At 70.2% G+C, this 25410-nt stretch carries 20 protein-coding genes; 7 read left to right on the plus strand and 13 right to left on the minus strand.

What is annotated here, in order from left to right:
- Positions 1-132 precede the first annotated feature (132 nt).
- Genes H7A69_RS06950 through dnaK form a run of 3 tightly spaced genes read right to left on the minus strand, consistent with a single transcriptional unit; the run spans position 133 to position 3679 of the window.
- Positions 133-1134, minus strand: coding sequence for a DnaJ C-terminal domain-containing protein (locus H7A69_RS06950; RefSeq protein ID WP_182046394.1), 1002 nt, complete (start codon positions 1132-1134; stop codon positions 133-135).
- Between the two features lie 23 nt (positions 1135-1157).
- On the minus strand, positions 1158-1805 hold the full coding sequence (locus tag H7A69_RS06955) for a nucleotide exchange factor GrpE (protein ID WP_182046395.1): 648 nt from the start codon (positions 1803-1805) through the stop codon (positions 1158-1160).
- Positions 1806-1807: 2 nt separating this feature from the next.
- Entirely contained in the window at positions 1808-3679 is a 1872-nt protein-coding gene (gene dnaK / locus H7A69_RS06960; RefSeq protein WP_182046396.1) for a molecular chaperone DnaK, read from the minus strand.
- A 246-nt stretch (positions 3680-3925) separates the two neighbouring features.
- Between dnaK and H7A69_RS06965 the strand changes: the two genes are divergently transcribed.
- From H7A69_RS06965 to H7A69_RS06985, 5 genes are all read left to right on the plus strand, one after another.
- Positions 3926-8068: a hypothetical protein gene (locus H7A69_RS06965; RefSeq protein WP_182046397.1), complete on the plus strand. Its 4143-nt coding sequence runs from the start codon at positions 3926-3928 to the stop codon at positions 8066-8068.
- Positions 8069-8170: 102 nt separating this feature from the next.
- On the plus strand, positions 8171-9553 hold the full coding sequence (locus H7A69_RS06970; protein WP_182046398.1) for a polysaccharide biosynthesis tyrosine autokinase: 1383 nt from the start codon (positions 8171-8173) through the stop codon (positions 9551-9553).
- A 41-nt stretch (positions 9554-9594) separates the two neighbouring features.
- On the plus strand, positions 9595-10029 hold the full coding sequence (locus H7A69_RS06975; protein ID WP_182046399.1) for a hypothetical protein: 435 nt from the start codon (positions 9595-9597) through the stop codon (positions 10027-10029).
- Between the two features lie 75 nt (positions 10030-10104).
- Positions 10105-11007 (plus strand): ankyrin repeat domain-containing protein, encoded by a 903-nt coding sequence (locus tag H7A69_RS06980; protein ID WP_182046400.1) that lies wholly within the window; start codon positions 10105-10107, stop codon positions 11005-11007.
- A gap of 40 nt (positions 11008-11047) precedes the next feature.
- Complete coding sequence (locus H7A69_RS06985; RefSeq protein ID WP_182046401.1) at positions 11048-12133, plus strand: acyltransferase family protein; 1086 nt, start codon at positions 11048-11050, stop codon at positions 12131-12133.
- Positions 12134-12331: 198 nt separating this feature from the next.
- Here H7A69_RS06985 and H7A69_RS06990 read toward each other — a convergent pair whose 3' ends face one another.
- The 7 genes from H7A69_RS06990 to H7A69_RS07020 all read right to left on the minus strand — a co-directional run bounded on the left by H7A69_RS06990 (position 12332) and on the right by H7A69_RS07020 (position 21109).
- Positions 12332-13528: a glycoside hydrolase family 1 protein gene (locus H7A69_RS06990; protein ID WP_411469354.1), complete on the minus strand. Its 1197-nt coding sequence runs from the start codon at positions 13526-13528 to the stop codon at positions 12332-12334.
- A 22-nt stretch (positions 13529-13550) separates the two neighbouring features.
- Complete coding sequence (locus H7A69_RS06995; RefSeq protein WP_182046402.1) at positions 13551-14411, minus strand: alpha/beta fold hydrolase; 861 nt, start codon at positions 14409-14411, stop codon at positions 13551-13553.
- Positions 14408-16177: an ABC transporter ATP-binding protein gene (locus tag H7A69_RS07000; RefSeq protein WP_259346119.1), complete on the minus strand. Its 1770-nt coding sequence runs from the start codon at positions 16175-16177 to the stop codon at positions 14408-14410. Before H7A69_RS07000 ends, H7A69_RS06995 begins: the two co-directional genes overlap by 4 nt.
- Positions 16174-17100 (minus strand): ABC transporter permease, encoded by a 927-nt coding sequence (locus H7A69_RS07005; protein WP_259346120.1) that lies wholly within the window; start codon positions 17098-17100, stop codon positions 16174-16176. Before H7A69_RS07005 ends, H7A69_RS07000 begins: the two co-directional genes overlap by 4 nt.
- A gap of 58 nt (positions 17101-17158) precedes the next feature.
- The gene (locus tag H7A69_RS07010; protein WP_182046404.1) at positions 17159-18139 is read right to left on the minus strand and encodes an ABC transporter permease; all 981 of its coding nucleotides are present in this window, start codon (positions 18137-18139) and stop codon (positions 17159-17161) included.
- Positions 18136-19866, minus strand: a complete 1731-nt coding sequence (locus tag H7A69_RS07015; protein ID WP_259346121.1) for an ABC transporter substrate-binding protein — start codon at positions 19864-19866, stop codon at positions 18136-18138. The genes H7A69_RS07010 and H7A69_RS07015 overlap by 4 nt, the downstream gene beginning before the upstream one ends.
- Positions 19867-20005: 139 nt before the next feature.
- On the minus strand, positions 20006-21109 hold the full coding sequence (locus tag H7A69_RS07020; protein WP_182046405.1) for a LacI family DNA-binding transcriptional regulator: 1104 nt from the start codon (positions 21107-21109) through the stop codon (positions 20006-20008).
- Between the two features lie 205 nt (positions 21110-21314).
- Here H7A69_RS07020 and H7A69_RS07025 point away from each other — a divergent pair, with 205 nt between their 5' ends.
- Positions 21315-21470 carry a hypothetical protein gene (locus H7A69_RS07025; RefSeq protein WP_182046406.1) on the plus strand — a complete coding sequence of 52 codons (156 nt, stop codon included), beginning with the start codon at positions 21315-21317 and terminating at the stop codon, positions 21468-21470.
- Positions 21471-21535: 65 nt separating this feature from the next.
- On the opposite strand, the gene H7A69_RS07030 is transcribed toward H7A69_RS07025, so the two are convergent.
- The gene (locus tag H7A69_RS07030) at positions 21536-22276 is read right to left on the minus strand and encodes a GntR family transcriptional regulator (protein ID WP_259346122.1); all 741 of its coding nucleotides are present in this window, start codon (positions 22274-22276) and stop codon (positions 21536-21538) included.
- Between the two features lie 76 nt (positions 22277-22352).
- Between H7A69_RS07030 and H7A69_RS07035 the strand changes: the two genes are divergently transcribed.
- Positions 22353-23555, plus strand: coding sequence for an MFS transporter (locus H7A69_RS07035; RefSeq protein WP_411469353.1), 1203 nt, complete (start codon positions 22353-22355; stop codon positions 23553-23555).
- A gap of 146 nt (positions 23556-23701) precedes the next feature.
- Here H7A69_RS07035 and H7A69_RS07040 read toward each other — a convergent pair whose 3' ends face one another.
- Positions 23702-24868, minus strand: a complete 1167-nt coding sequence (locus tag H7A69_RS07040) for a Vms1/Ankzf1 family peptidyl-tRNA hydrolase (RefSeq protein ID WP_182046407.1) — start codon at positions 24866-24868, stop codon at positions 23702-23704.
- Positions 24868-25173, minus strand: a complete 306-nt coding sequence (locus tag H7A69_RS07045; RefSeq protein WP_182046408.1) for a hypothetical protein — start codon at positions 25171-25173, stop codon at positions 24868-24870. The genes H7A69_RS07040 and H7A69_RS07045 overlap by 1 nt, the downstream gene beginning before the upstream one ends.
- Positions 25174-25410 lie beyond the last annotated feature (237 nt).

The following is a 25410-nucleotide window of genomic DNA, read 5'->3' on the forward strand; positions in this document are numbered from 1 at the left end:
GGCCCACGCCGCCGGTTCCGACGCGACGCGCCAGCGGCGGGGCGGCCGTGCCGGTGGGGAGAGGCCCGGTGACGGATCCTGACGGAACCGCACCGGGCCTCCAGACCGGTCGCTTGCTGTGGTTGCGCAGCGCTAGCTGCGCGCCTTGGCGAGGAGGTCCTCGCGGGGGTCCTCGTCGGGCAGTACGGCGCGGAGGGCCTCGACGGCCTCGCGCTGCTTGTCCGACAGGTGCGACGGCACCGCGACCTGCACGGTCGCGAGGAGGTCGCCGGTGCCGCTCTTCGTCGTGACCCCGCGTCCCTTGACGCGCAGGACGCGACCGGACGGCGTGCCGGGGGCGACCTTCAGCTTGACGGGCTCGCCGCCGAGCGTCGGCACCTGGATCGTCGCGCCGAGGGCGGCCTCGGCGAACGTCACGGGGACGTCCACCCGCAGGTGCTGCCCGTCGCGCTCGAACACCGGGTGCTTCCGGACGGCGACGCTGACGACCAGGTCGCCGGCCTCTCCCCCGTCCGGGCTCGGCTCGCCGCGCCCGCGCAGGCGGATCTTCTGCCCGTCGGCGACGCCCGCGGGGATGCGGACGTTGACCGGCCGGCCGTTGCCCTGCGAGAGCTTGACGGTGTCGCCAGCGATCGCGGTGGTGAAGTCGAGCGTCGTCGACGCCGTGACGTCGCGACCCTTGGTCGGACCACCGAAGCCGCGGAAGCCGCCGGAGTTCTGCCCGAAGCCGCCGCCACCGAACATGCCGCCGAGGATGTCCTCGAAGCCGCCGGCACCGCCGCCGCCCTGGCCGAAGCGGACGCGCTGCCCGCCACCGCCCTGCTGCCCGAACATGCCACCGAAGACGTCCTCGAAACCGCCCTGGGCGCCCGGGCCGCCCGCGGTGAAGCGGGCGCCCGAGCCCATGGCGCGGACCTGGTCGTACTCGGTGCGCTGCTCCTTGTCGGAGAGCACCGAGTAGGCCTCGCTGATCTCCTTGAAGCGGGACTCGGCCGCAGCGTCACCCGGGTTGGAGTCCGGGTGGTACTGCCGGGCGAGCTTCCGGTAGGTCTTCTTCAGCTCAGCGTCGCTCGCCGTCTTGTCGACGCCGAGGACCTTGTAGAAGTCCTTGTCGAACCAGTCCTGACTGGCCATGAATCCCTACCTCCTCCCGAGTGTCAGGCCGGGACCGCGACGGCGACCTTGGCCGCACGGAGCACGCGGTCGCCGAGCTTGTAGCCCGGCTCCACGACGTCCGCCACGGTCTGGTCGGTCGCACCCGGCGTGGGCAGCTGCACGATCGCCTCGTGCACGTTCGGGTCGAAGGGCTCGCCCTTCTCGCCGATCTGCACCAGCTTGAACTTCTCGAAGCCGCCGCGGATCTTCTGCCCGATGACCTGCATCGGGCCCTCGGTCAGGTCACCGTGCGCCTCGGCGCGGGTGAGGTCGTCGAGGGCCGGCAGCAGGGCCCGGACGACCTCGGCGATGACGGCGTCGCGGTTCGCCTCGCGGTCGCGCTCGACGCGCTTCCGGAAGTTCACCAGCTCCGCCTGCGCCCGGAGCATGTCCGTGCGCATGTCGGCGACGAGGTCGCGGTCGGACTGCGACAGCTTGTCCTCCTCGATGCCTCGGGCGGCGTCGTCGAGCAGGGCCTGGTCCTCCGGCGACAGGTCGTTGTCCGGCCCGCCGGCGGCGGGGGCGTCCGTCGGCACTTCGACGTCCGGCCCCTCCGCCTCGACGAGGTCCTCGGGCTCCTGCGCGTTGGTGGCGTCGCCCTCGACCTGGGGCTCGGCGTCCTCGGGCACGTTGTCCTTCGGGTCCGTCATGGCTACTTCTTGTCCTTGTCGTCCTCGTCGTCCACGACCTCGGCGTCGACGATGTCCTCGTCGTCCGCCTGCTGCTGGCCCTGGTCGCCGGCCGGCTGCTCGCCACCGGCCGCGGCACCCGCGTCCTGCTGGCTGTAGATGGCCTGGCCGAGCTTGCCCTGCGACTCGTTGAGCTTGTCGAAGGCGCTCCTCACGGCCTCGTCGTCGTCACCCGCGAGCGCGGACTTGAGGGCGTCGACGTCGCCCTGCACCTCGGACTTGACGTCCGCGGGGAGCTTCTCGTCGTTCTCCTTGATGAGCTTCTCGATCGAGTAGACGAGCTGCTCGGCCTGGTTGCGACGCTCGTTCGCCTCGCGACGGGCCTTGTCCTCGGCCGCGTGCTCCTCGGCCTCGCGGACCATGCGCTCGATGTCCTCCTTCGGCAGCGACGAGCCGCCGGAGATGACCATCGACTGCTCCTTGCCGGTGCCCTTGTCCTTCGCGGACACGTGCACGATGCCGTTGGCGTCGATGTCGAAGGTGACCTCGACCTGCGGGACGCCACGGGGAGCCGGCGCGATGCCGGTGAGCTCGAAGGTGCCGAGCGGCTTGTTGTCACGGGTGAACTCGCGCTCGCCCTGGAAGACCTGGATCGCGACCGACGGCTGGTTGTCGTCGGCGGTCGTGAAGGTCTCGCTGCGCTTGGTCGGGATCGCGGTGTTGCGGTCGATGAGCTTCGTCATCAGCCCGCCCTTGGTCTCGATGCCGAGCGACAGGGGCGTGACGTCGATGAGCAGGACGTCCTTGCGCTCGCCCTTCAGCACACCGGCCTGCAGCGCGGCGCCGACGGCGACGACCTCGTCCGGGTTGACGCCCTGGTTCGGCTGCTTGCCGCCGGTCAGGCTCTTGACGACCTCGGCCACGGCGGGCATGCGGGTCGAACCGCCGACGAGCACCACGTGCGCGATGTCGTTGACGCTGACACCGGCCTCCTTGATGACGTCGTTGAAGGGCTTCTTCGTGCGGTCGAGCAGGTCGGAGGTCATCTGCTCGAACTGCGCGCGCGAGATGGTCTCGTCGAGGTTGAGGGGGCCGTCGGCGGTCAGCGTCAGGTACGGGAGCTGGATGTTCGCCGACATCTGCGACGACAGCTCCTTCTTGGCCTGCTCCGCCGCTTCCTTCAGACGCTGCTTGGCGATCTTGTCGGTCGACAGGTCGACGCCGTGCTCGCTCTTGAACTTCTTGACGAGGTGGTCGACGATGCGCTGGTCCCAGTCGTCGCCACCGAGGCGGTTGTCGCCGGAGGTCGCGCGGACCTGGATCGTGGAGAAGTCGTCGTCCTTGCCCACCTCGAGCAGGGAGACGTCGAACGTGCCGCCACCGAGGTCGAAGACCAGGATGAGCTCGTCCTCCTTGCCCTTGTCGAGGCCGTAGGCGAGCGCCGCAGCGGTCGGCTCGTTGATGATGCGGAGGACGTTGAGGCCGGCGATCTCACCGGCGTCCTTCGTGGCCTGGCGCTCGGCGTCGTTGAAGTACGCCGGGACGGTGATGACCGCGTCCGTGACGTCCTCGCCGAGGTACTGCTCGGCGTCGCGCTTGAGCTTGCCGAGGGTGCGGGCCGAGATCTCCTGCGGCGTGTAGCTCTTGCCGTCGATGTCGACCTTCCAGTCGGTGCCGATGTGGCGCTTGACGCTCGCGATGGTGCGGTCGACGTTCGTGACGGCCTGGCGCTTCGCGGTCTCGCCGACCAGGACCTCGCCGTCCTTCGTGAAGGCGACGATCGACGGCGTGGTGCGGAGGCCCTCGGCGTTCGCGATGACGGTGGGCTCGCCACCCTCGAGCACGCTGACGACCGAGTTGGTGGTTCCGAGGTCGATGCCTACTGCACGTCCCATGTTGTGGTGCTCCTTCTGTTGGTTCGTGGTCTTGCTGAAGCCTACGCGGAGTTGCGTCCGCTGCACTCAAGTTTACTCGGGATGGGCGGCACGTCAAGCGCGGAAGGCGAGAGTTGCGTCGACTCCTGTCAGGTTCCGCTACCTCTCGCGTGTGGCATGTTTTCAGGAAATTGGTGCGATATTCCACATGTACATGTCGGAGCCGTGTGTCTGCACGGCTGACCTCGGAAAGACAACTCCTCGCACATGAAGAAGACACTCCGCGCAGTAGGGGCCACCGGCCTGGCTGCTGCAACCATCGTCACAGGGCTGAGCTTCGGGCCAGCCGCGAGCTACGCCGCCGCAGATGCCGGGACGATCACCCGGAAGCTGGTGTTCAAGGCAGACGGCAAGTTCTGGGCGGTCGGCTCGTCGAACATCCCGACGGACGACCGCGTCGCGGCCACCCCGTTCGACACCGTTGCGGCGGCTCGCGCAGCCGCTGCGAGTTACGACGTGCCGACCAGCGGGTCCGCCAAGGTTCGTCTCTCCGGCACGAAGGACTGCCTGAGGGACACGGGCACCTACAAGGTCCGCCTCGAGTCGTGTGACACCGCACAGGTGTGGGAGGTCGAGGGCGGCACCAAGCTGCGCCGCGTCGACAACCACGCCTACATGGGTGTGAACGCCACCGCCAAGGGCCTGCGCGCGAGCCTCAGCGCCAGTCAGGGCGATGCGATGGACCTCGGTCCGGCGGAGTTCATGCCGTTGTTCGCCACCCCGACCGCAACCACCATGGAGCAGGGGCAGAGCGAGGTGGAGGTGCCCTTCCTGTTCCAGACGACGGCGAACTTCCAGGTGCGGAACACCACCTTCACGTTCCGAGCGCCCACCGGGACACACTTCGCGGACCAAGACGAGGTCCCCGTCCTGTACGACTCCAAGCTGAGCGCGAAGGGTTGCGCTCTCAGTCTCGGTGGGACGGTCCTGACGTGCACGTCCGACGACGTGACCGGCAGCTACATCCGCAAGGGCCAGTGGTGGGAGTTCAGGCCGAAACTCGTCGTCGACGACTCCTTCAGCGGCACCGCCACGGCAACGATGCAGTGGAAGGGTGATTTCGCCCCACCGTCCAGCAGTGACTTCTGGACGGGCTCCTCGACGAACTCGACCGCGATCACCCGGGGTGCCCTCCCCGAGGCACTGACCGACGTGCACGTCGTCGACAGCGACGACAACGGAGCAGTGCTCGAGGCCACACTGCCCGACACCGGCGGGAAGACGACCGCTGCCTTCGCCTACACGCAGGACCGCACCGGGTTCTCGCGCGATGCGTCCCAGCGCGACCTCTGGAGCGTCGGCTCGTCGGCAGACACGACCGGCTCCCAGAAGGTCCAGTTCCGCGTCGACTTCGACGAGATGGGGCTCAAGCCCGGCAAGAAGGGTGCCGTCTACGTGTACGCCGGTGTCCGCGTCGGCAACGAGTGGGTCAACGGCAAGTCCTGGGGCCTCTTCTTGACCCGCCCCTCCATCTTCTCCGCCACGACGTCCTACGACGAACGCGACGACTCCTTCACGCTCAGCGGGACCACCACGAAGGACGCCAGCCTCATCGAGGTCAGTGCCGACAACGGGGAATCCTGGCGCGCCGTCACCGCCTCGGTCAACAAGGAGTACGAGATCCAGTTGGAGCGGGACCTCACCGCCGGCACCAGCTTGCTCGTCCGTCCGGCGGGCAGTCCCGCCTTCACCGCGGTCCCGCTGCACAGTTCCCCGCTCACGAAGGTCGCCGTCGGCAAGAGCGGCAGCCGGCGCACGCTCACGGCGTTCGCGGACGCCCCCGACGCGACGATCCACGTGTCGCGCGGCGACACCAGCAAGCAGGACTACCAGATCATCAAGGCCGACGACTCCGGATGGATCCGGCGCGCGGTCCTCGAGCTGCCGTCGGACGTCACCAGCGCCACGATCTGGTCGGACGACCGCGGGCAGCGCCAGGAGGTCACCCTGCCGCTCGCTCTGGACGCGAACGCAACGGACATCAACGTCGAGGAGGGCACGGCACTCCTGACCGGCTCCACCCCGACGAACGCGGACCGAGTCGAGGTGGCCTGGGGCGACCAGCAGCGCAACATCTCCCTGCAGGACGACACCTTCTCGCTGCCGCTCGACAAGCTCGCCCTCGGTGAGAACACGGTGACGGTCCGCGCCTACGACGGTGAGGAGCCGCTTGGGAGCATCGACGTCCCTGTCGACCTGCGGGTGCAGGAGGTCACCGCGTCTGCGAAGTTCGACCCGGACCCTCGGACGGTCGTGCAGCTGAGCGGTAAGGCCACCCCTCACACGAAGGTCGAGATCCGTCGCGGGGGGAAGGCCGTGAACAAGGTGCCGGTGGACGCCGACGGTACGTGGACCGCCGGCGTGAACGCACCGAACAAGGCCGGTGTCGACACCCTCGACATCGTGCAGGTGATCCGGGGTGCAGACAACGGCAAGCAGACCCTGCCGGTCGACTACGGCACGGGCACCGAGATCACCTCGCCGGCGGACGGTGCCGCGCTCGAGCCCGGCAGCACGCTCGATCTCGAGGGCAAGTCCCAGCCGGGCGCGCTCGTCAAGGTGTTCGAGAAGGGCAAGCCAGACTCGATCCTCGGCTCGGCCGAGGCGAGCAAGCAGGACGGCACCTGGGACATGGCGATCGCGGACCTCGAGGACCGTGAGTACCAGCTCGTCGCGTCGACGGTGAGCAAGGGCTACAACACCACCACCACCGAGATCACGATCAACCCGGGCAAGTCCGCCGTCGCGAAGCCGACCGCTGAAGCCAGCTTCCTCAGCGACATCACGAAGAAGGCAGTAGTGAGCGGCACCGGTGTGAACGGTGGCGAGATCACGGTGAAGAACAAGGCCACCGGCGAGACGATCGCCGGACCGGTGAAGGTGGTCGACGGCAAGTGGTCGACGGAGATCGACCCGATCGGACCCGGCTCCCACGAGCTGGTCATCGAGCAGACCGGGGTCGACGACGGGACCCAGACCGCCGAGACGACGATCGACTACGGCGCCAGCGTCGCGATCACCGGCCCGTCCGGTACGGTCTCGCCCGGGACGGTGACGGTCTCCGGAACGGGCCAGGACGGAGCCGAGGTCACCGTCCAGGCCGGTGACGAGCAGGTCGAGACGACCGTGTCCGGCACGACGTGGTCCGCCGACATCGAGATCCCGGGCGGCACCTCCTCCGTCAAGATCACCGCGACCCAGCAGTCCAAGGGCGCGCTGCGCACGTCCTCGTCCACCGACGTCGTGCCGAACGGCTCCCAGGAGGCGACCGCGGTCGCCATCACCGAACCCACCGACGGCTACTACACGCCGGGCGAGATCACGCGGATCGCCGGTACGGCGACGCCGTACGCACAGGTCACCGTGCGCTCCGACTGGGACACGCTCGCACCCGTCACGGCGGACCGCAACGGGAAGTGGGAGGCCTGGGGCTGGTACGGCCCGTCGTCGTCCTACAACCTCGTCGCCTCGCAGGAGCGTGTCGACGGCAGCACGTCCGAGTCGGCCGTGTTCAAGCTCGCGCCGAAGGGTTCGTCCGAGCACAAGGAGGTCGCGATCACGACGCCGAGCGGCTTCTACTCGCCCGGGGAGACGACGCTCGTCCGCGGAACCGCGACGCCGTTCGCCCGCGTGGACATCTCCGCGTCGTTCGGGTACCTCGACACCGTGTACGCCGACCAGAACGGCGACTGGGCATGGTGGGCGCACATCGGACCGAGCGCGATCTACGAGCTGACGGCGACGCAGACCCGCGGCGACGGCTCCACGAGCAAGTCGAACACGATCGTGCTCAAGCCCGAGGCCGACCAGTCATCGCCCGTCGTGATCGACACGCCGAGCGGCACGTACAACCCGGACGGCCAGACGAAGGTCTCCGGCACCTCCAGCCCGAACGCCGTCATCACCCTGAACGCGAGCTGGGGCCCGCTGGAGCCGACGGTGACCGCGGACGACAACGGTTCCTGGACCTTCTGGGGTGACCTCGGCCCTTCTGCCGAGTACATCCTGACGGCACGTCAGGAGCGGACGGACGGGACCTCGAGCACGTCGAACACGATCACGCTGAAGCCCGTGGTGCCTGCTGATGCTCCGGTGGTGATCGACACCCCGAGCGGCACCTACGTGCCCGGCGCCTGGACCACGATCTCCGGCACCTCCGCGCCCGGGGCAGAGATCACGATCAGCGCCGACTGGGGACCGTTCGGGACGACGCAGGCTGACAGCCGCGGGAAGTGGTCCTACAGCGACAACATCGGACCGAGCGCCGTGTACAACCTCACCGCGACCCAGAAGCGCGCGGACGGGACGTTCAGTGACTCCAACACGATCACGCTGAGCCCCGCGAACTGAGTCCATCGGCGGACGGCCCTCCCACGGGCCGTCCGCCGATCACTCGTTCGCATAACACATGTGATATACTGATACGGTCGTCATCCACGATCGGAGTCCCCCTTGACCTTCACCGACATCGCCCGCGCGCTCCGTCGCTCCCGAGCCCTGGTCGCCATCGCGACGCTCCTCGGGGCACTCCTCGGAGGGGGTTGGACGTGGGTATCGACCCCGCAGTACGACGCGATCACAGAACTCTTCGTGGCCGTGGAGCCATCGGGCACAGACGTGACGCAACTCGCGCAGGGGAACAATGCCGCACAGCAGAAGGTCACCTCCTACCTCGCGGTGATCACCAGTGCGAGCGTGCTCGAACCGGTCATCGAGGACCTCGGTCTCGAACAGGACGTCGAGGAACTCGCGGAGCAGATCACCGCGTTCTCCCCCGCGAACAGCGTGCTCGTCGACATCACCGTGCGGGACCCCGAACCGAAGACGGCGCAGCACATCGCCGACGCGGTGGCCCGCTCGTTCATCGACGTGGTGACGGAGCGCCTCGAGAAACCGGTCGATGGCGGCACCTCGCTGGTGCGCCCCGAGGTCATCCAGCCCGCGGAGACGCCCAGTGCCGCCGCAACGCCGGGCCTCGTCGTCAACGTCCTCCTCGGACTGGTCGCCGGCCTCACGACAGGCACCGGGGGTGCCCTCGTCCTCCAGGCCCTGGACACCAGGCTGCGAACGATCAGCGACCTCGAGCAGGTGTCAGATGCGCCGCTGCTCGGGACGATCAGCGTCGAACCGTCGCTCGAACGTCGACCGCTCGTCGTGCACGCCGATCCGCGCAACCCCGTCGCCGAGGCCTTCCGAGCCCTCCGGACCAACGTCCAGTTCATCGATCTGCAGAGCCCGACACGAACACTGACCATCACCTCGGCCCTCGCCGGCGAAGGCAAGAGCACCATCGCGGCGAACCTCGCGATCGCGATGAGCGAGAACGGTAGACGCGTCGCACTGGTCGACGCCGACCTCCGTCGCCCCCGCGTCGCGGCGTTGATGGGCTTGGAGGGCTCGGCAGGCCTGACCGACGTCCTCCTCGGACGGACGGAACTCGAGGACGTCATGCTCCCGTGGGGGCTCGGCGGACTCAGGATCCTGCCCGCCGGGCAGGTCCCGCCGAACCCCAGCGAGCTGCTCGGGAGCTTCGCGATGTCGAAGTTGGTCGAGCAACTCGCGGCCGACTTCGACACGGTGATCTTCGATGCACCACCGCTGCTCCCCGTGACGGATGCCGCGGTGCTCAGCCGCATCACCGACGGCGCCGTGTTGGTCATCGCAGCAGCACGAGCCAGCCGCCACCAGGTCGCCAGCGCACTCCAGGCCCTGTCGAACGCTCGTGCGGCGACGCTCGGGCTGGTCATGAGCAAGGCCTCCCGCAAGGGGTCCGACTCCTACGGGGCCTACACCACGTACCACGAGGACCCTTCCCGATCCGGTCGGACACCCTGACCCCACCACCCAACTGAAGCACCACGACACAAGGAGAGCCCATGTCCACGAAGAACACACTCGTCGCCCTGTCCCTCGGTCTCGCACTCGCGGCGACGCTCACCGCCTGCTCGGGTGCCGCGACGAACGACAAGGCGTCGAAGTCCACGTCCCCCGCACCGACCCGTTCGCCGTCGACGGAGTACAACGTCTGCAAGGACGGAGTCGCTCGGATCCTCGCTTCCGATCTCCCTGCTGACGACGAGTTCTCCCTCGACTGCGACCGCGTCTCCATCGTGGGCGCAGCGACGCCAGGTTCGACGATCGAGCTCGGCGCGGTGTCGAAGCTCGTGGTCGAGGGCGACGGCGTCATCGTCCATGCAGCGTCGGCGAAGGAGATCATCGTCCCCGGCAGTCGGAACACGATCACCCACGGGGGCGAGAGCACCGTCCAGGACATCGGGCAGGACAACACCGTCGAGCAGCAGGAGCGCTGACCGTTCCCCCGCCACGCGTCGCTGCTCCTGCCACCCAGGTCCCTCGGGAGCAGCGACGCCCGGTAGCCTCGAACAGTGCGATGGAGTCGAGTGGGTTGGCCCGCGGCCGGGTACGTCTCACTCGAGGACGTCGAGGGGTACCCGCAGTACCTCGCCCGTCTGATCGTCGACGCACCGCCCTCGGTCGCGGCTCTCGCATCGATCACCTGGAACGAGGCTCGGTTCGCCGAGTGGCAGGTCAGCGGTGTCCCCGATGACGCCGCCGGCGCGGGCTCGGCGCCGGGGCAGACCCTGCACGCGACCGTGGTGGTCCGGACGGACGAGGTGCTCGACACCCCGGACGGACTGTGGCGCCGGTGGAACCACGCCAGGGTCACGCTGCGGTTCTCCCGCGCAGTGCTGGAGCCGGAGGACATCGAGTCACTCGCTCTGCTCTCGGGCGACGTGCAGGTCTCACGAGGCGAGATCGCACACGTGGACGCGGACGTCTGGGAGCTCCGTCTGCTGGTCTCGCCGACGGGTGAACTAGCGGTGCACTTCCGCGATGTGGCGATCGAGGTCTGTCCCGTCGACGGAGCGGCCTGGTCCGAGCTGGAGGGACGGCCACCACACGGCTGGCACGGGCCGGTGCCGGACGGCTGGGTGGAGTGGGCCTCCCCCGCGGTGCGCGCGGCGGCGCACGGTGACATCGGCGGACTCTCACTCGAACTGGACGGGTTCACTTCCGCGTCGTCCGGCATCGACGATCTCGACCCGCGCTGGGGGCTGGCGCCGCTGCACGCTGCCACCTGGTTCGACCGACGGAGTGCAGCCGAGGCGCTCCTCGAACGCGGAGCCGATGTCGACCTGCGGGACGCGGCCGGCCGCACGGCGCTCGACATCGCACGCGAGCGCGGCGCTCGCGGCACGGAACTGCTCCTGCGCGCCGTGATCACGAGTGACTCTCCGCAGCGGGAGGATGAATCCACAGGCATGTGAAATGTCTTGCGCTGGAACTCTCGGGCGGCAAACTGGGTGGGTGCTCATCCCCCCCGCCACTGAAGCGCCGTCCACGACCTACCGAGGTGTGCAAGCGCTCCGTTTTCTGAGCGCACTCCTCGTCGTCGCCCTTCATGCGTGCTACTGGGTCAACCGCGACGCCGGCTCCGGCGCACAAGCGCCGTCGAGCGCACTCCTGGGCGATGTCTGCGTCTCTGTCTTCTTCTTGATCAGCGGCTTCGTCGTCGTCCTCGTCATCGACTCCGGCCGTGAGCCGGATTGGCAGACCTTCGCCCTCCGACGCGCGATCCGGATCCTGCCGCTCGCCTGGCTGATGACGACCACCAAGATCATCGCGGCCGTCGTCGTGCCCGGTGCCATGTTCGACGGCGCGCTCACTCCGGTCCGCGTCCTCACGTCGTTCTTGCTCGTGCCGTCCCGCGGTCAGCACGGCATCGCCCCGATGCTGTGGGGCGTCGAGTGGACCCTGGTCTTCGAAGCAGCGTTCTACTTCCTGGTCACGGCAGCCATGGCGGTCCGGATCGATCCGGTGCGCTCCGTCTCAGCGGTGTTGGTGCTCTTCGCGATCCTCGCCGCATGGCGACCGGACGAGGGCAGTGCGATCTGGTTCTACGCGAATCCCCTCGTCCTCTTCCTGGTCGCGGGCATGTCGATCGCGCGGGCTGTCCGATCCGGCCAGGTCCTCGCCCCGATCGCGACCTGCTCGGCGCTGACAGCACTGATCATCGCGATCGGAGTTGTCCGATCCGGCCCTGCCGCCGTCTCGGCCGTCGTCTTCGCGCTCCTGACGATCACCTTCGCACTCGTGGTGTCCGTCGAGCGGCGGTACGGCTCGAGGCTTCCCGACTGGGTGGTGATGTGCGGGGACAGCGCCTTCGCCTTGTACCTCACCCACCCGCTCGTCGCCCAGGTGCTCCCGCGCGCCCTCGGGTGGTTCGGCGTACGTCAGGTCCCGTGGCTCCCCGTCGTCGTGGTGTCGGTCGTCGCATCCGTCGGCCTGGGCATCGCAGTACACCGCTGCATCGACCGCCCGGTGGGTCGATTCCTCCGTCGTCGCCTGATCCGCGCCTATGCGGCCCGCGATCATCGATCCGCGGATGCATGACACGCATCCGGTCGTATCCGGGCAGCGGAGCACACCGAGGGCACGGCGGTACGACAGCATGCGCCGGAACTTCGGCGGCCACGCGGACGCGGCTCCGACGACGCTCACCGATGTCTCCGGAGTCCGCGACGGACGGGAGGCCCGTGGCGGACCCGCCACGGGCCTCCCGTCCGTCACAGGGTCGCGTCGGGGGTCGCGTCAGTCGCGCCGCGTCTCGAGCGCGTTCGCCTGCGCGACCTTCCCGTACCAGCGCGCCGAGTCCTTCGGCGTCCGCGCGAAGGTCTCGCGGTCCCACGCCACGAGCCCGAAGGTCGGCCGGTACCCGGAGGCCCACTCGTAGTTGTCGAGGAGCGACCAGTGCTGGTAGCCCAGCACCTCGATGCCGTCCTCGATGCAGCGGTGGATGCCCTCGAGGGCGCCCTGCGTGTAGGCGATCCGGCGGGAGTCGTCGGCGGTGGCGATGCCGTTCTCGGTGATCATCAGCGGGACGTGGCCGGACAGCTCCCACGCGCTGCGGAGTCCGTCGGCCGAGGCCTCCGGGTAGAACTCCCACCCGGTCAGGGTCGTTTCGACGTCCTCCGCGACCGGCACCGGACCGGTGGCGCCGATGAACGTGCGCGTGTAGGCCTGCACCCCGAGGAAGTCGTCACCGGCGGCCTGCTCGAGGTACCAGTCGTCGCGCGGGTAGCCGTACTCGCGGAGCATCTCCTCGGACCCGGGCTCACCGTTCGCGCGGAACGCCTGCGTCGCGATGGTCCAGCCGGACTGCAGGCCGGGGACCTGCGACAGGACCTCGCGGGAGCGCCGGTGCGACGCGAGCAGCTGGTCCGCCACGTGCAGGTCGGGGTTCGGCAGGCCGTACGCCACGAGGTTCGCCGCGTCCTCTCCCCCGGCGAGCATCGCCGCGATGTTCGGCTCGTTGATCGTGCAGACGTAGCGGACGCCGTCCTGCACGACGGGGAGCGCGGCCTCGGTGTAGCGGGCGAACAGGTCGGCGGCGTCGGGCGCGCGCCAGAAGCCGTCGCGCTCGAACCAGCGCGGCACGGTGAAGTGCATGAGCGTGACGATCGGTTCGATGCCGGCCTCGTGGCAGGCCTCGACCATGCGGCGGTAGTGGTCGACCTCGGCGCGGGAGACGAAGCCGCGCTCGGGCTCGATGCGCGCCCACTCGATGCTGAACCGGTAGGAGTTCAGGCCGAGGTCGGCGGCGATGCGGATGTCCTCGCGGTACCGGTGGTAGCTGTCCGCGGCGTCGCCGGAGGGTTCGACGATGGTGGTGTCGGGCTCGTGCTCGTGCGCCCACCAGTTCGCGTTGACGTTGTTGCCCTCGATCTGGTGGGCGGCGGTGGCGGCACCCCAGAGGAAGCCGTCGGGGAACTGCAGCGTGGTGATGATGGGTCCTTTCCGTGCGCCGACGTCAGTGCGCCGACAAGAAGTCGTCGAAGAGCGCGATGGTCGCGGCCGGGTTCTCGACGTGGGGGCCGTGGTAGCTCGTGGGGACGACCTCGTAGCGGGCGCCGGTGTCCTCGGCCATCTGCCGCTGCCACGGGATCGGCCAGGCGCCGTCCCACTCACCGTGCGCCACGAGGACGGGGAGCCCGGTCGCGCGGAGCTCGGCGGACGAGTCGGTGTGGTCCTCGAGGATGTGCCCGCCGGCGACGACGCTCATCGGGCTCGTCGCGTCGAAGCGGTCGCGGACCATCCGGACGTCGTCGGGGAGCTCCTCGTCGGGCCGGTACGCCCACAGGGGGTTCGTCGAGTCGAACAGCTGCCGGTTGTTCCCGCCGGTGTCGTGCAGGATCGTCAGCTCGGTGACCTTGCGGTAGGGCCAGCCGTACGGGCCGGAGCAGAACTGCACGACCGACCGGAAGGACTGCGGGGACGCGATCGCGGCCTCGCGGGCGATGACCCCGCCGAGCGAGTGCCCGATCAGGTGCACGGGCGCGCCGTCGTCGAGCAGCGCCGCGACCCGGACGACGTCGGCCGCCTCCTCGTCGAGGGAGTAGTCGGACGGCGAGGTCGGCGCCACCGAGTCGGCCTGGCCGCGGCGGCTGATCGCGACCGCGGTCCAACCGGCCTCCCGGAGGAGCGGCATGAACGTGCGCCAGTCCTCCTTCGACCCGGTGTACCCGGGGACGATCAGGACGGTGCCCTTCGAGGGTCCGTTCGGGACGACCCGGTAGGCGGTGAGCCGACCGACGGGCAGGTCGATGCCGACGACGTCGACACCCGCGGGTGTGGGGAGGTGGCCGAAGGGAGCAACAGCGGGGAACGTCATGCGAGCAGTGTCCGCCGCGGGTTCGGCACCGCGTCCAGCAGCGCGACCGTGTAGTCGTCCTGTGGGTGCTGCAGCACCTCGGCCGTGCGGCCCCGCTCGACCACGGCGCCGTCGTGCAGCACCATGACGTCGTCGGTGATGAGCCGGGCGCTCAGCAGGTCGTGCGTGATGTAGAGGAGCGAGACGCCCCACTGCTCCCGCAGGTCCTCGAGCAGCGCGAGCACGCCGGCGCGCAGCGTGACGTCGAGCATCGACACCGGCTCGTCCGCGATGATCACCTGCGGGTCGCTCGCGAGCGCCCGGGCGATGACCACGCGCTGCCGCTGCCCGCCGGAGAGCTGGTGCGGGAGCTTCTGCGCGAACTGCTCGACGGGCGTCAGGCCCACGGTCTCGAGGATCTCGAGCATCCGGCGTCGGGCATCGCGCCCGCGGAGTCCGGTGTAGTTCGCGATCGGTCGGGACAGGATGTACTCCACCGTGTGCAGCGGGTTGAGCGCCGCGTACGGGTCCTGGAACACCATCTGCACCTCGGAGCGCAGGTCCTGCAGGCCGCGCCTCCCGAGCTTCGCCACGTCGGTGTCGCCGAACCGGACGGTCCCGCTCGTCGGCTGCTCGACGCCGGTGAGCATCTTCGCGATGGTCGACTTGCCCGAGCCGGACTGGCCGACCAGGGCGAGCGACTGCCCGGGTTCGAGGGTGAACGACACGTCGCGGACGGCCTGCACGGGCTGCTCACCGCGGCGGGGCGCCGGGTACGTCTTGACGAGGTGGTCGACGACGATCGGGTTCTTCGCGGCGCTGCGCTCACGCGACCCGACGGTGGCGAACGACGACGTCGTCTCCTGCCGGGTCTGGTCCGTGCCGCGCAGTGACCGATCCGGGAACCCCGGCAGGCTCACGACCGAAGCACGCGGGTCGGCGTAGTGCGACAACAGCATCTTCGTGTAGTCGTCCTGCGGGTCACGGAGGACCTCGAGCGAGCGGCCGTCCTCGACGATCCGCCCCTCGTGCATGACGAGCACGCGCTCGGTGGCCTCGAGGACGATGCCGAGGTCGTGGCTGATCAGGATCGCCGTGAAGCCCTCGGAGCGCTGCAGCTCGATGATCGTGTCCATCACGGCGTGCTGCACGAGGACGTCGAGCGCCGTGGTCGGCTCGTCGAACACCATGAGCTGCGGCTCGAGCGACAGCGCGATCGCGATCGAGACGCGCTGCCGCATGCCGCCGGAGAGCTCCCCGGGGTAGCGCGCCAGCATCGTCTCCGGCAGCTTCACCTTGCCGATCAGCTCCCGCATCCGGGCGTCCCACCGCTCGCGCGGCACGTGCCCGTGCGCCCGGAAGACGTCGATGAAGTGGTTGCGGATCGTGCGCACCGGGTTGAGCGCGTTCATGCCGGACTGCAGGACCATCGCGAAGCCGCCCTGGCGCTGCTGGCGGAGCGCTTCGTCGTCGAGGTCACGGATGTCCGCCCCGCCGAAGACGATGCTGCCGCCGTTGGTGCGCGCCGGCGGCTTCTGCAGCCGGGTCAGCGCGTAGCCGAGGGTCGACTTGCCCGAGCCGGACTCGCCGACCAGGCCGACGAACTCGCCCTTGCGCAGCTGGAAGGAGACGTGGTCGACGGCCTGGACGGCCGTCTGGCCGGCCGACTCGTAGACGACCGACAGGTCGCGGACGTCGAGCAGGACGTCCTGCTGGGTCGTGTCGGACGGGAGGCGCGTGGCGGCGCCGTCCCGCGCCTCCAGGCCGTCGGTGGTTGCACCGCTCATGCGGTGACCTCCTTGCGCTTGCGGCGCGCGCCCTCGCGCAACCGCGGGTTGGACACGGCGTCGACGCCGAAGTTGATGAGGGTCAGGCTCATCGCCAGGAGGGCGATGCAGAGACCGGGGGCGAACAGCAGGATCCACTGGCCGGTGAGCAGCGCGTTCGAGTTCTGCGCCCAGTAGAGGATGGTGCCCCAGCTGACGATCGACGAGTCCCCTAGGCCGAGGAACTCGAGCCCCGCCTCGGCCAGGATCGCGCTCGTGGCCGCACCGAAGAAGCTGCCGACGATCAGGGACGTCATGTTCGGCAGGATCTCGCGGAAGACGATGCGCGTCGCGCCGTCGCCGGAGAACTGTGCCGCGGTGACGAAGTCGCGGCTCCGGAGGGACTGCGTCTGGCTGCGGAGGACGCGCGCACCCCAGGCCCAGCCGGTGACGACGATCACGGCGATGATCACCGTGATGCCGCCGTTCTGCAGGTAGGCCGCGATGACGATCATCAGGGGCAGACCGGGGATGACGAGGAACAGGTTCACGATGAAGCCGATGACCTCGGCGACCCAGCCGCGGATGTAGCCCCAGCTCAGGCCGATCGCGACGGCGACGAGGGTCGACAGGAAGCCCGCGACCGCACCGACGAGCACGGAGACCCGGGCGCCGTAGATCAGTTGGGAGAGGACGTCCTCGCCGGCGGCGGTGGTGCCCATCCAGTGCGCCCAGGTGGCGTCGGCGTTCCGTGCGAAGCCGTTCTGGCTCGCGCCGTAGGGGGCGAGGAACGGGGCGGCGATCGCCACGAGGACGAAGAAGGCGAGGATGCAGAGGCCGATGCGGGCCTTGGTGTTGCTCCAGACGACGCCGAACTGGCGGGCGGCGGCGCGCCACTTGGACGGGGCGGCTTGTTCTTGTGTTCTCACTGCGACAGTGCTCATCGTCGAGTCCTCGGGTGGTGGTTGTGGGCAGAGCACGCCGCCCATCGCGAGTTGGTCGTCATCGGCGCGTCCTCGGGTCCAGGACGCCGTAGAGGACGTCCACGATGAAGTTGGCGATGAGCACCGACACGGTGATCATCAGGAAGAGGGCCTGCATGAGCGGGTAGTCCTGCCCGATCACGGCGTTGAACAGCAGGTAGCCGATGCCCGGGTAGCCGAACACCTGCTCGACCAGCACCGAGCCGCCGACCACGCCGCCGAGCGCCAGGCCGAAGCCGGTCAGGTTCGGCAGGATCGCGTTGCGCGCGGCGTACCGGACGGCGACCGTGCGACCGCGGAGGCCGTTCGCCTCGGCGAAGGTGACGTAGTCGTCACCGAGGGTGTTGATCATCGCGTTGCGCATGCCGATGATCCAGCCGCCCAGGCTCGTCACGAGGATCGTCACGGCCGGCAGGACCGCGTGCCGCAGGACGTCGCCGATGTAGGTGCCGTTCCAGCCCGGGACGCTCGTCGCGGACGACGCCCCGGTCGTCGGGAACCAGTGCAGGACGTAGCCGAGGAAGAACAGCAGCAGGAGTGCGGTCCAGAAGTACGGGAACGTCGACATGAACGAGCCCGACAGGGTCGGGAGCGAGTCGAGCCAGGTGCCGCGCTTCCAGGCGGCCGCGACGCCGATCAGCGTGCCGATCACGAACGCGAGGACCGTGACCGTCCCGACGAGCACGAGCGTGTAGGGCAGGGCCCGGCCGACCAGGTCGCCGACCGGCTGCGGGTAGAACGTGTAGCTCGTGCCGAAGTCGAGGGTGACGACCTGGTGCAGGTAGCTGACGTACTGGTCCCACAGGTTGCCGGAGGGGACGCCGAGCTGAGCCTCGATGGCCTTCTTCGTGGCGTCGGTGACTGGGCCGTTCTGGCTGAGCTTGGCGAGCGCCGCGTCGGACGGGCTGCCCGGCATGAGGCGCGGGAGCACGAAGTTCAGCGTGACCGCGGCCCAGAGGGTCAGGACGAAGAGGACGAGTTTCTGGAGGACGTACTTCACTTGCCTGCCTCCTTCTGCTGGTGCTTCGTCTCTTCGAGGATCGCCTTGCCTGCGGCGCTGTCACGGAGTCGGAGCTTCGTGAAGATGAGCAGCGGAGCCGAGTCGTAGTTCTGCGGCGCCATGTACGGGTCCTCCGCGCTCGGCCATCCGACGAACTTGCCGGTGTTGAACAGGCCCCAGAGGCCGCCGTAGTACATGCCGATCACGGGCAGGTCGTCGTACACGATCGCCTGCAGCTGGTTGAGGATGCGCTGCTGCTCGGCACGGTCGGTCGTCCCGCGGTACTCGTCGAGGAGCTTCTGGGTGTCCGCGTTCCGGTAGCGCTCGAAGTTGTTCACCGTCGACTTGCCGACCGGCTGGTAGAAGTCGCTCGACAGCAGGGAGTTGTAGGCCTGGAAGACGTCGCCGTTCCCCATGCCGCCCATCGCCATGTCGAACTTCCCGTTGTTGATGTTCTGCTGGTAGCCGGCGGGCTGCGGTGCCTGGATCTGCACCTTCACGCCGATCTTCCCGAGGTCGCGCTGCACCTGCTGCGCAGCGCGGAGCCAGTCCGAGTAGCCGTTCGCGGTCATCAGGTTGATCTCGAGCTGCTTGCCGTCCTTGACGAGCTTGCCGCCCTGCCGCTCGTAGCCGGACTTCGCGAACTCGGCGAGGGCCCGGTCGGTGTCCTGCGTGATCATCCCCCTGTCGGGGATCGACGGGTCGAGGTTCTGCTCCTGGTTCGGCAGGATCAGGCCGGTCTGACCCGCGGCACTGAGGTTGCCCTCGGAAGCGGTCTCGGCGATGCCGTCGCGGTCGAGTGCGTAGGAGATGCCCTTGCGGACGTTGACGTCGTCGTACGGCGCCTTCGTCAGGTTCGGGATGAGCCCGATCACGCCGCCGGCCGGGAACCACCACTGGTTCGTGTCGGACGCGGCACCCCAGGTGCCCTTGACGTCCGAGATGAACGAGTACGCCCAGTCGTAGCCACGGGTGACGGTGTCCAGCTGCGTGTTCGTCGCAGGCAGGACCAGGTGCTCGATCGCGATCTCGTCGGCCTGCCAGTACGTCGGGTTCTTGTCCATCGAGTACTGCTGGTCGGAGTAGTTGCCGAGCACGAACGGGCCGGTGCCGACCGGGTTCGGGTCGCGCCAGGTGACCGGGTCCTGCACCCCGCCGTAGTGGTGCTCGGGGAGGATGTACGTCGCGCCGATGATGTTGAGGCTCGGGACGTCCTCGCCCTCGAGGTGGAAGACCAGGTGGTCGCCGTCCCGCTCGATCCGGTCGATGTGCTGCCAGGCGCCCTTGACGTCCATGGCGGGGAACTTCTTGAGCAGGTCGAACGTGAAGAGGACGTCCTCGGGCGTGAACGGCGTGCCGTCGGACCACTCGACGCCCTTCCGGATCGTCATGTCGATCGTCCGGGCGTCCGGCAGGTCCCACGAGCTCGCGAGCCACGGGGTGCCCTTGCCGTCGAGCGGGTTGATCTCGATGAGGGGCTCGTACATCCACTTGCTCGCGGTACGGGCATTCGGGATGTACGGGTTGAAGTTGCGGTCGAACAGCGGGTTGCCGCGGTCCGCGTTGATGAGCATCGTGTCCTTGCCGATGCTCGGGTCCGGCTCCGAACGGACCTGGATGCTGCAGCCGGTGGCGGCGAGGGCCACGACGGCGATGCCGGCGAGCGCGGTCAGCAGCCGGCCGCGGCGGCGCGGGCCGTGCTGCGTGCGCTGTGGGGGAAGCGTCATTGCTCGGTCGACCTCCGTGTCGAGTGGGTGCTGCGCCCCAATGTATGCGCTTACATCACGTCGCGCAACACGAGGTTCCCGTTCCGAGACGGCGGGTGGCCGGCCTGGCAGCGACCGGCGGACGAGCCGTGCACCGTCGCTAGAGCACCGGCGGGCAGCTCTCCCGCAGCAGCACCTCGACCGGCAGCCGCACCGCACGCGGCGCTCCCTCCGGGCGCTCGAAGCGGTCGACGATCGCCCGGACCGCCGCGCGCCCGAGCTCCCCCATCGGCTGGTGCACGGTGGTCAGCGGCGGCGCCGAGAACCGCCCCGCGTCGATGCCGTCGAAGCCGGTGACGACGACGTCCTCCGGCACGCGGAGCCCGCGGGCACCGGCGGCGTCGAGCACACCGAGCGCGGACTGGTCGTTCGAGCAGATCACGGCGCGCGGGAGTTCGGGTCCCTCGAAGAGCACCGCGGCGAGCTCCCGTGCGCGGACCCGACCGAAGTCTCCGTGCACGGTCCGGACCGCGGACGGCGGCACCTCGTGGTCCGCCAGCGCCTGACGGAACCCCGCCGAGCGCTCGATGTCGTCCGGGGAGTCGATCGGGCCCGCGACGTACGCCAGCGACCGGATGCCGAGCCGCCCGATCACGTGCGACGCGAGGGTCCGCATGCCCGCGGCATTATCCACGCTCACGGAGTCGAACCCGTGCGAGCGCCGGTCGTCGGCGAGGACCACGACCGGGATGCGTCGGGCCACGTGCTCGAGCAGGTCGTCGGGCACGGTCTGCGCGAGCACCGCGAGGCCGTCCACCCGGCCGGCGACGTCGTTCACGATGACGTCCCGCGAGGACCCTCGGCCGGCGGCGACCATGAGCGCGAGGCCGCGCTGCCACGCCTCGGTCTCCGCGCCGCGGAGGACCTCGTCGAAGTACAGGTTCGACGAGAACGGCTGGGTGACGTGCCGGCGGTCGTCGACCACGCGGACGCCGCCGTCGGTCACGAGGTCGGGCCGCTCGTCCGGCACGACGTCGAACCCGGGCAGCAGGAGTCCGACCACGCCGGTGCGCTTGCCGGCGAGTGCCCTGGCGTTGCCGGACGGCACGTAGCCGAGGGTCCGGATCGCCGCCTGGACGCGGTCGCGGGTGCCCTCGCGGACGGCGTCCGGCGTGCGGAGCACGCGGGAGACGGTGGCGATCGAGACGCCGGCCTCGGAGGCGACGTCGTAGACCGTGGGCGGTGCGGTGCGCTGCCCGCTCATGCCGCGCCTCCCCTCCGACGTCCGTCCGTCCGCCGCACCCGTGCGCGGCCGGACCATCCTAGGCACGGCCCCGGGACCGATCCCTCCACAGGTCGGCGGTGGTGCTTGCGCGCCCCGGGCGGGCGGGCGCACACTGGGGCGACCTCAGAACGTCCCGTGAGGAAGCGCATCACCACCCGATGCCCACGCACACAGGAGGAACACGATGTCCCAGTCGACGCGGTCCGGCAGCAAGCACGCCATCCGACTCACCACCGACGAGGCCGAGGTGCGCGACGCACTCCTCGACCACACCCGGCACGGAGCGGCCGACGCCGCCCAGGACATCGACGGGTCCGAGGAACCTTCGACGAGGGGCTGATCCCGCGGGAGCGGGCGCCGGCCGCGTGCAGCCTGCTGCGGTCAGCGCCCGGCTGGGCGGAGCGGTCAGCGGCCGACGGGTTCGGCCTGCTCCGCCTCGGCGAGCAGTCCGGTGCTCCCGACGATCGCCATGCCCGCGCCACGGAGGCGTCGGCGCTCCTGCCCGATCCACGCGAGCAGGCGGTCGTTCGTGCCCGCGACGTGCGCCGCGAGCAGCTCGGCAGCCCGGTCGGCGTCCCCGGCACGGACGGCGTCGAGGACGGCGCTGTGCTCCTCCCACGCGGCCTCGCGGGCCGCAGCGGTGCGCACCTCGATCCACCGGGTGCGCTCGAGGCGGGTCAGGGCGTCGGCGATGGCATCGGTGACGAACCGGTTCCCGCCGAGCGCGGCCAGGTCGAGGTGGAACGTCGACCCCATCCGGATGCCCGTCTCGCGGTCGGGGCTCCCCCGCAGGCCGTCGAGGTGTGCGCGGACCTCGTCGAGCTGCTCGGCGGACGCGCGCTGGACGGCGAGTCGTGCCGCTGCGGGCTCGAGCACACCGCGGAGCTCCGCGAGCGACGCGATCTCGTCGAGGTCGATCGGCGTGACCGTCCACGAGCGCCCCTCGTGCAGGATGAGCCCCTCGCGCTCGAGGCGCGACAGCGCGGCTCGGACGGGCGTGCGCGACGCGTGGAAGCGACCCTCGAGGCCGCGCTCGGAGATCCGCTCGCCGGGCGCGATGTCGAGGGTCAGGATCGCCTCGCGCAGGTTGTCGTAGAGCTGGCTCGTCTGCGACACGGGCACGGCGTTCTCGGTCGTCTCGGTCACGGCGGACCAGCATAGTGCGGCTGGGTGACGGTTGGTATACCGTCGTGGTACACCAACCGCACCCAGGACGGGACCCGTGCCGCCGACCACCGCTGCTGCCGCGACGACCGTCCCGCGGCGCGCCTGGACGATGCTCGGGCTCGGGGTGGCCGCGCAGGCCGCTGGCACCCTGGTCGTCTCCGCTCCGGCGCTGCTCATCCCGCACCTGCTCGCCGGGGGCATGCCCTTCGCGTCGGCCGGACTGTTCGCCGCCGCCCCGACGATCGGCCTCGTCCTGACGCTCATCGCCTGGGGCGCGGTGACCGACCGGGTCGGTGAACGCGTCGTCATCGCGGGCGGTCTGGCGCTCACCACCCTCGCGGTCGTGGCGGCCTGGGTGAGCGCCGGCGACCCGCTGCTGCTCGGGATCGCCTTCCTCGCCGCGGGGATGACGAGCGCCTCGACGAACGCCGCGAGCGGACGGGTCGTGGTCGGCTGGTTCCCGAAGGAGCGCCGCGGACTGGCGATGGGCATCCGGCAGATGTCGCAGCCGCTCGGGGTGACGCTCGCGGCGGTCACGGTCCCGGTGCTCACCGAGACGCACGGCATCCGCACCGCGCTCGTCCTGCCCTTCGTGCTGTGCGCCGTGCTCACCGTGCTGTGCGCCGTCGGCATCACCGATCCCCCTCGAGCACCGCGAGCCGAGGGCACGAGCACCGTCCGGGCCGCGAACCCGTACCGGACGTCCGGCTTCCTCTGGCGGGTCCACGCGGTGTCCGTGCTGCTCGTGGTCCCGCAGTTCACGCTCTCGACCTACGGACTCGTCTGGCTCGTCGGCCTCGGCTGGTCGACACCCGCGGCGGGCCTCCTGGTCGGGGCGTCGCAGTTCGTCGGTGCCGTGGGGCGGATCCTGGTCGGCGCGTGGAGCGACCGCGCCGGGTCGCGCGTCGGACCGCTCCGGCTGGTGGCGGTCGCCGCGGCGGTGGTGATGGGCGTGCTCGCACTCGTCGACGTGTCGCACTGGGGAGCGGCGGCGGTGTTCCTCGTCGTCGCGACGAGCGTCACGGTGGCGGACAACGGGTTGGCGTACACCTCGGTGGCCGAGGCCGCCGGGCCATCGTGGTCGGGGCGGGCGCTCGGGACCCAGAACACCGGGCAGTTCCTCGCGGCGAGCGCCGTCGGACCGGGCGTCGGTGCGCTCGTCGGGGTGCTCGGCTTCGCGGCGTCCTTCGCGATCGTGGCGGCGCTGCCCCTGCTGGCGTTGCCGATCGTCCCGCGCGCCGATCGCTCCCACGACTGACTCCCGCCCGTTCGTTCCCAGAACGGCCGCGGTGGAAGGCGGGAACGGGCGTACCTGGTCGTTCGGAACGACCAGGTACGCCCGAACCGGCCAGGTACGCCCGGAGAGACCGGGTACGCCGGCGGGCGGAAGGTCCCGGCGGCAGGTCAGGCGGGCACGGCGGGGCCGACCGGCCAGCGCAGGAGCGCGGACGCCGGGGCACCGCTCGGCAGCGACGCCGCGTTCACCAGGACGAGCTCGGCGTCGGTGAGCACCACCGCGCGCACGAGGGCGCACACGGCGGGCACCGGTCCGAGGACCGTCGCCCCCGCGGCCTGCTCGGGCGCGGTCGCCACCCACGGTGCGGCGTCGAGCGCCAGGAGCGTGCGATCGCCGAGCGCGCCGGCGTCGAGCGCGACCACGGCGGCCTGCGCCTGCTGGAGCGCCGAGACCACCGCGCCGAGCCCGCTGACGCTCTCGTTGTCGCCGCGGCCCTCGTGCGTCCGGAGCAGGTCCTGCACGTCGTGCCGGTGCGACGCCAGGATCCGCGCGAGCGCCAGGTCGACGTGCTGCACGAGCGCCTTCTCGGACGCGTCGTCGGCGCGGGGGTCGACCGCGACCTCGGTGACGAGCGCGCGGGTGGACGTCGAGAGCTCGCCGCGCAGCAGTTCCCGGGCCCGGATGTCCCCCGCGACGACGACGAGTCGCGGCGACGTCGCGCGGACGGCCTCCTCGATCGACGCGGCGACCTCGCCCGCGGTCTGCTTCCAGATCTCCTCGGCGTGCTGGTGCCAGTGCGGCTGCTTCCACCCGGCGCCGGACTTCGCCTTGTGCAGGGTGTCGGTCCGGCCCTGGATGCGCTGCTCGTCCTCGGCCGCGCCGGTCGGGGCGTGCCCGAGGCGGTAGCTGCGGAAGCCGCCGCCCTCGCGGCCGACGGTGACGACCAGGAAGGGCAGGTCGAACGGCCGGTGGGCGAGCAGGGGCAGCAGGTCGGGCACCGCTCCGGTCCCGACCGACTCCTGGCCGTGCAGGTGGCCCGGCAGCACCTCGCTGAGCACGAGCTCGTCGTCGCGGACGAGCACGTAGCGCGCGACCGGTGCGGGGGCGCCGGGCTGCTCGGCGAGCTCGTCCTCGACGACCCGGACCGCCCGGTCGGACGTCCCCTGCTCGCGGAGCGCGTCCGAGACGGTCCGGCGCTGGAGTGCGGCGAGACGGCGGGGGTCCTCGCGGTTGCCGGAGGCGTCGACGTACGCCCACGTCCAGGTGCCCGGCGCCTGCAGCGCCTGGACGACCTCGGGCTGCAGGGCGCTGGCCTCGCGGGTCGTCTGGGCCATCAGCGGCCCCCGTCCGCGTCGGTCCCGCTCGGCGGGACGTCGTCCGCGTCGGTCTCGCTCGTGAAGACGGCGTCGGACCCGCCGTCGAGGACGGACCCGTCGTCCTGCAACGAGCCCTCGACCTCGCCGTCGTACCCGGACGCGGCGAGCGTCTCGGCGTCGTCGGTGTCGTCGGGCACCGCCTCGGCCTGCCGGAACTCCTCGACGTGGGCGTTGCTGCCGTGCCCCTGGACGATGCTCTGCGCCTCGTGCGCGAGCTCGTCGTCGATGCGGGGTCCGTTCGTGCTGCTGCCGCGATCGGTCATGGTCGGTCCTCCCGTTCGTGCCGCCGACGGCGCTGTCGGGCCGCTCGCGGCTTCGGTGTTCTGCGTGGTTCCCACGCTGCGCGCCCGGCGCTGGTGGCGCTCGGAGGTCGGAGCGAACACGCAGGCACGGGCGTCGACACGCGTCGCCGTGAAACCTTCGTGAATGCACAGCGTCGCTCGGTTTCGTGCTCTACTGGCAGGGAACCCGATCCGACGACGAACCGGAGCGCAGGCAAT

The organism is Curtobacterium sp. ME26 (genome assembly GCF_903970945.1).
GTDB lineage: Bacteria > Actinomycetota > Actinomycetes > Actinomycetales > Microbacteriaceae > Curtobacterium > Curtobacterium citri.

Excerpts from the sequence above, each read along its gene's own strand:
- H7A69_RS06950 (WP_182046394.1), bottom strand. The coding sequence starts at position 1,134 with ATGGCCAGTCAGGACTGGTTCGACAAGGACTTCTACAAGGTCCTCGGC.
- H7A69_RS06955 (WP_182046395.1), bottom strand. The coding sequence starts at position 1,805 with ATGACGGACCCGAAGGACAACGTGCCCGAGGACGCCGAGCCCCAGGTC.
- dnaK (WP_182046396.1), bottom strand. The coding sequence starts at position 3,679 with ATGGGACGTGCAGTAGGCATCGACCTCGGAACCACCAACTCGGTCGTC.
- H7A69_RS06965 (WP_182046397.1), top strand. The coding sequence starts at position 3,926 with ATGAAGAAGACACTCCGCGCAGTAGGGGCCACCGGCCTGGCTGCTGCA.
- H7A69_RS06975 (WP_182046399.1), top strand. The coding sequence starts at position 9,595 with ATGTCCACGAAGAACACACTCGTCGCCCTGTCCCTCGGTCTCGCACTC.
- H7A69_RS06995 (WP_182046402.1), bottom strand. The coding sequence starts at position 14,411 with ATGACGTTCCCCGCTGTTGCTCCCTTCGGCCACCTCCCCACACCCGCG.
- H7A69_RS07000 (WP_259346119.1), bottom strand. The coding sequence starts at position 16,177 with ATGAGCGGTGCAACCACCGACGGCCTGGAGGCGCGGGACGGCGCCGCC.
- H7A69_RS07005 (WP_259346120.1), bottom strand. The coding sequence starts at position 17,100 with ATGAGCACTGTCGCAGTGAGAACACAAGAACAAGCCGCCCCGTCCAAG.
- H7A69_RS07015 (WP_259346121.1), bottom strand. The coding sequence starts at position 19,866 with ATGACGCTTCCCCCACAGCGCACGCAGCACGGCCCGCGCCGCCGCGGC.
- H7A69_RS07020 (WP_182046405.1), bottom strand. The coding sequence starts at position 21,109 with ATGAGCGGGCAGCGCACCGCACCGCCCACGGTCTACGACGTCGCCTCC.
- H7A69_RS07025 (WP_182046406.1), top strand. The coding sequence starts at position 21,315 with ATGTCCCAGTCGACGCGGTCCGGCAGCAAGCACGCCATCCGACTCACC.
- H7A69_RS07040 (WP_182046407.1), bottom strand. The coding sequence starts at position 24,868 with ATGGCCCAGACGACCCGCGAGGCCAGCGCCCTGCAGCCCGAGGTCGTC.
- H7A69_RS07045 (WP_182046408.1), bottom strand. The coding sequence starts at position 25,173 with ATGACCGATCGCGGCAGCAGCACGAACGGACCCCGCATCGACGACGAG.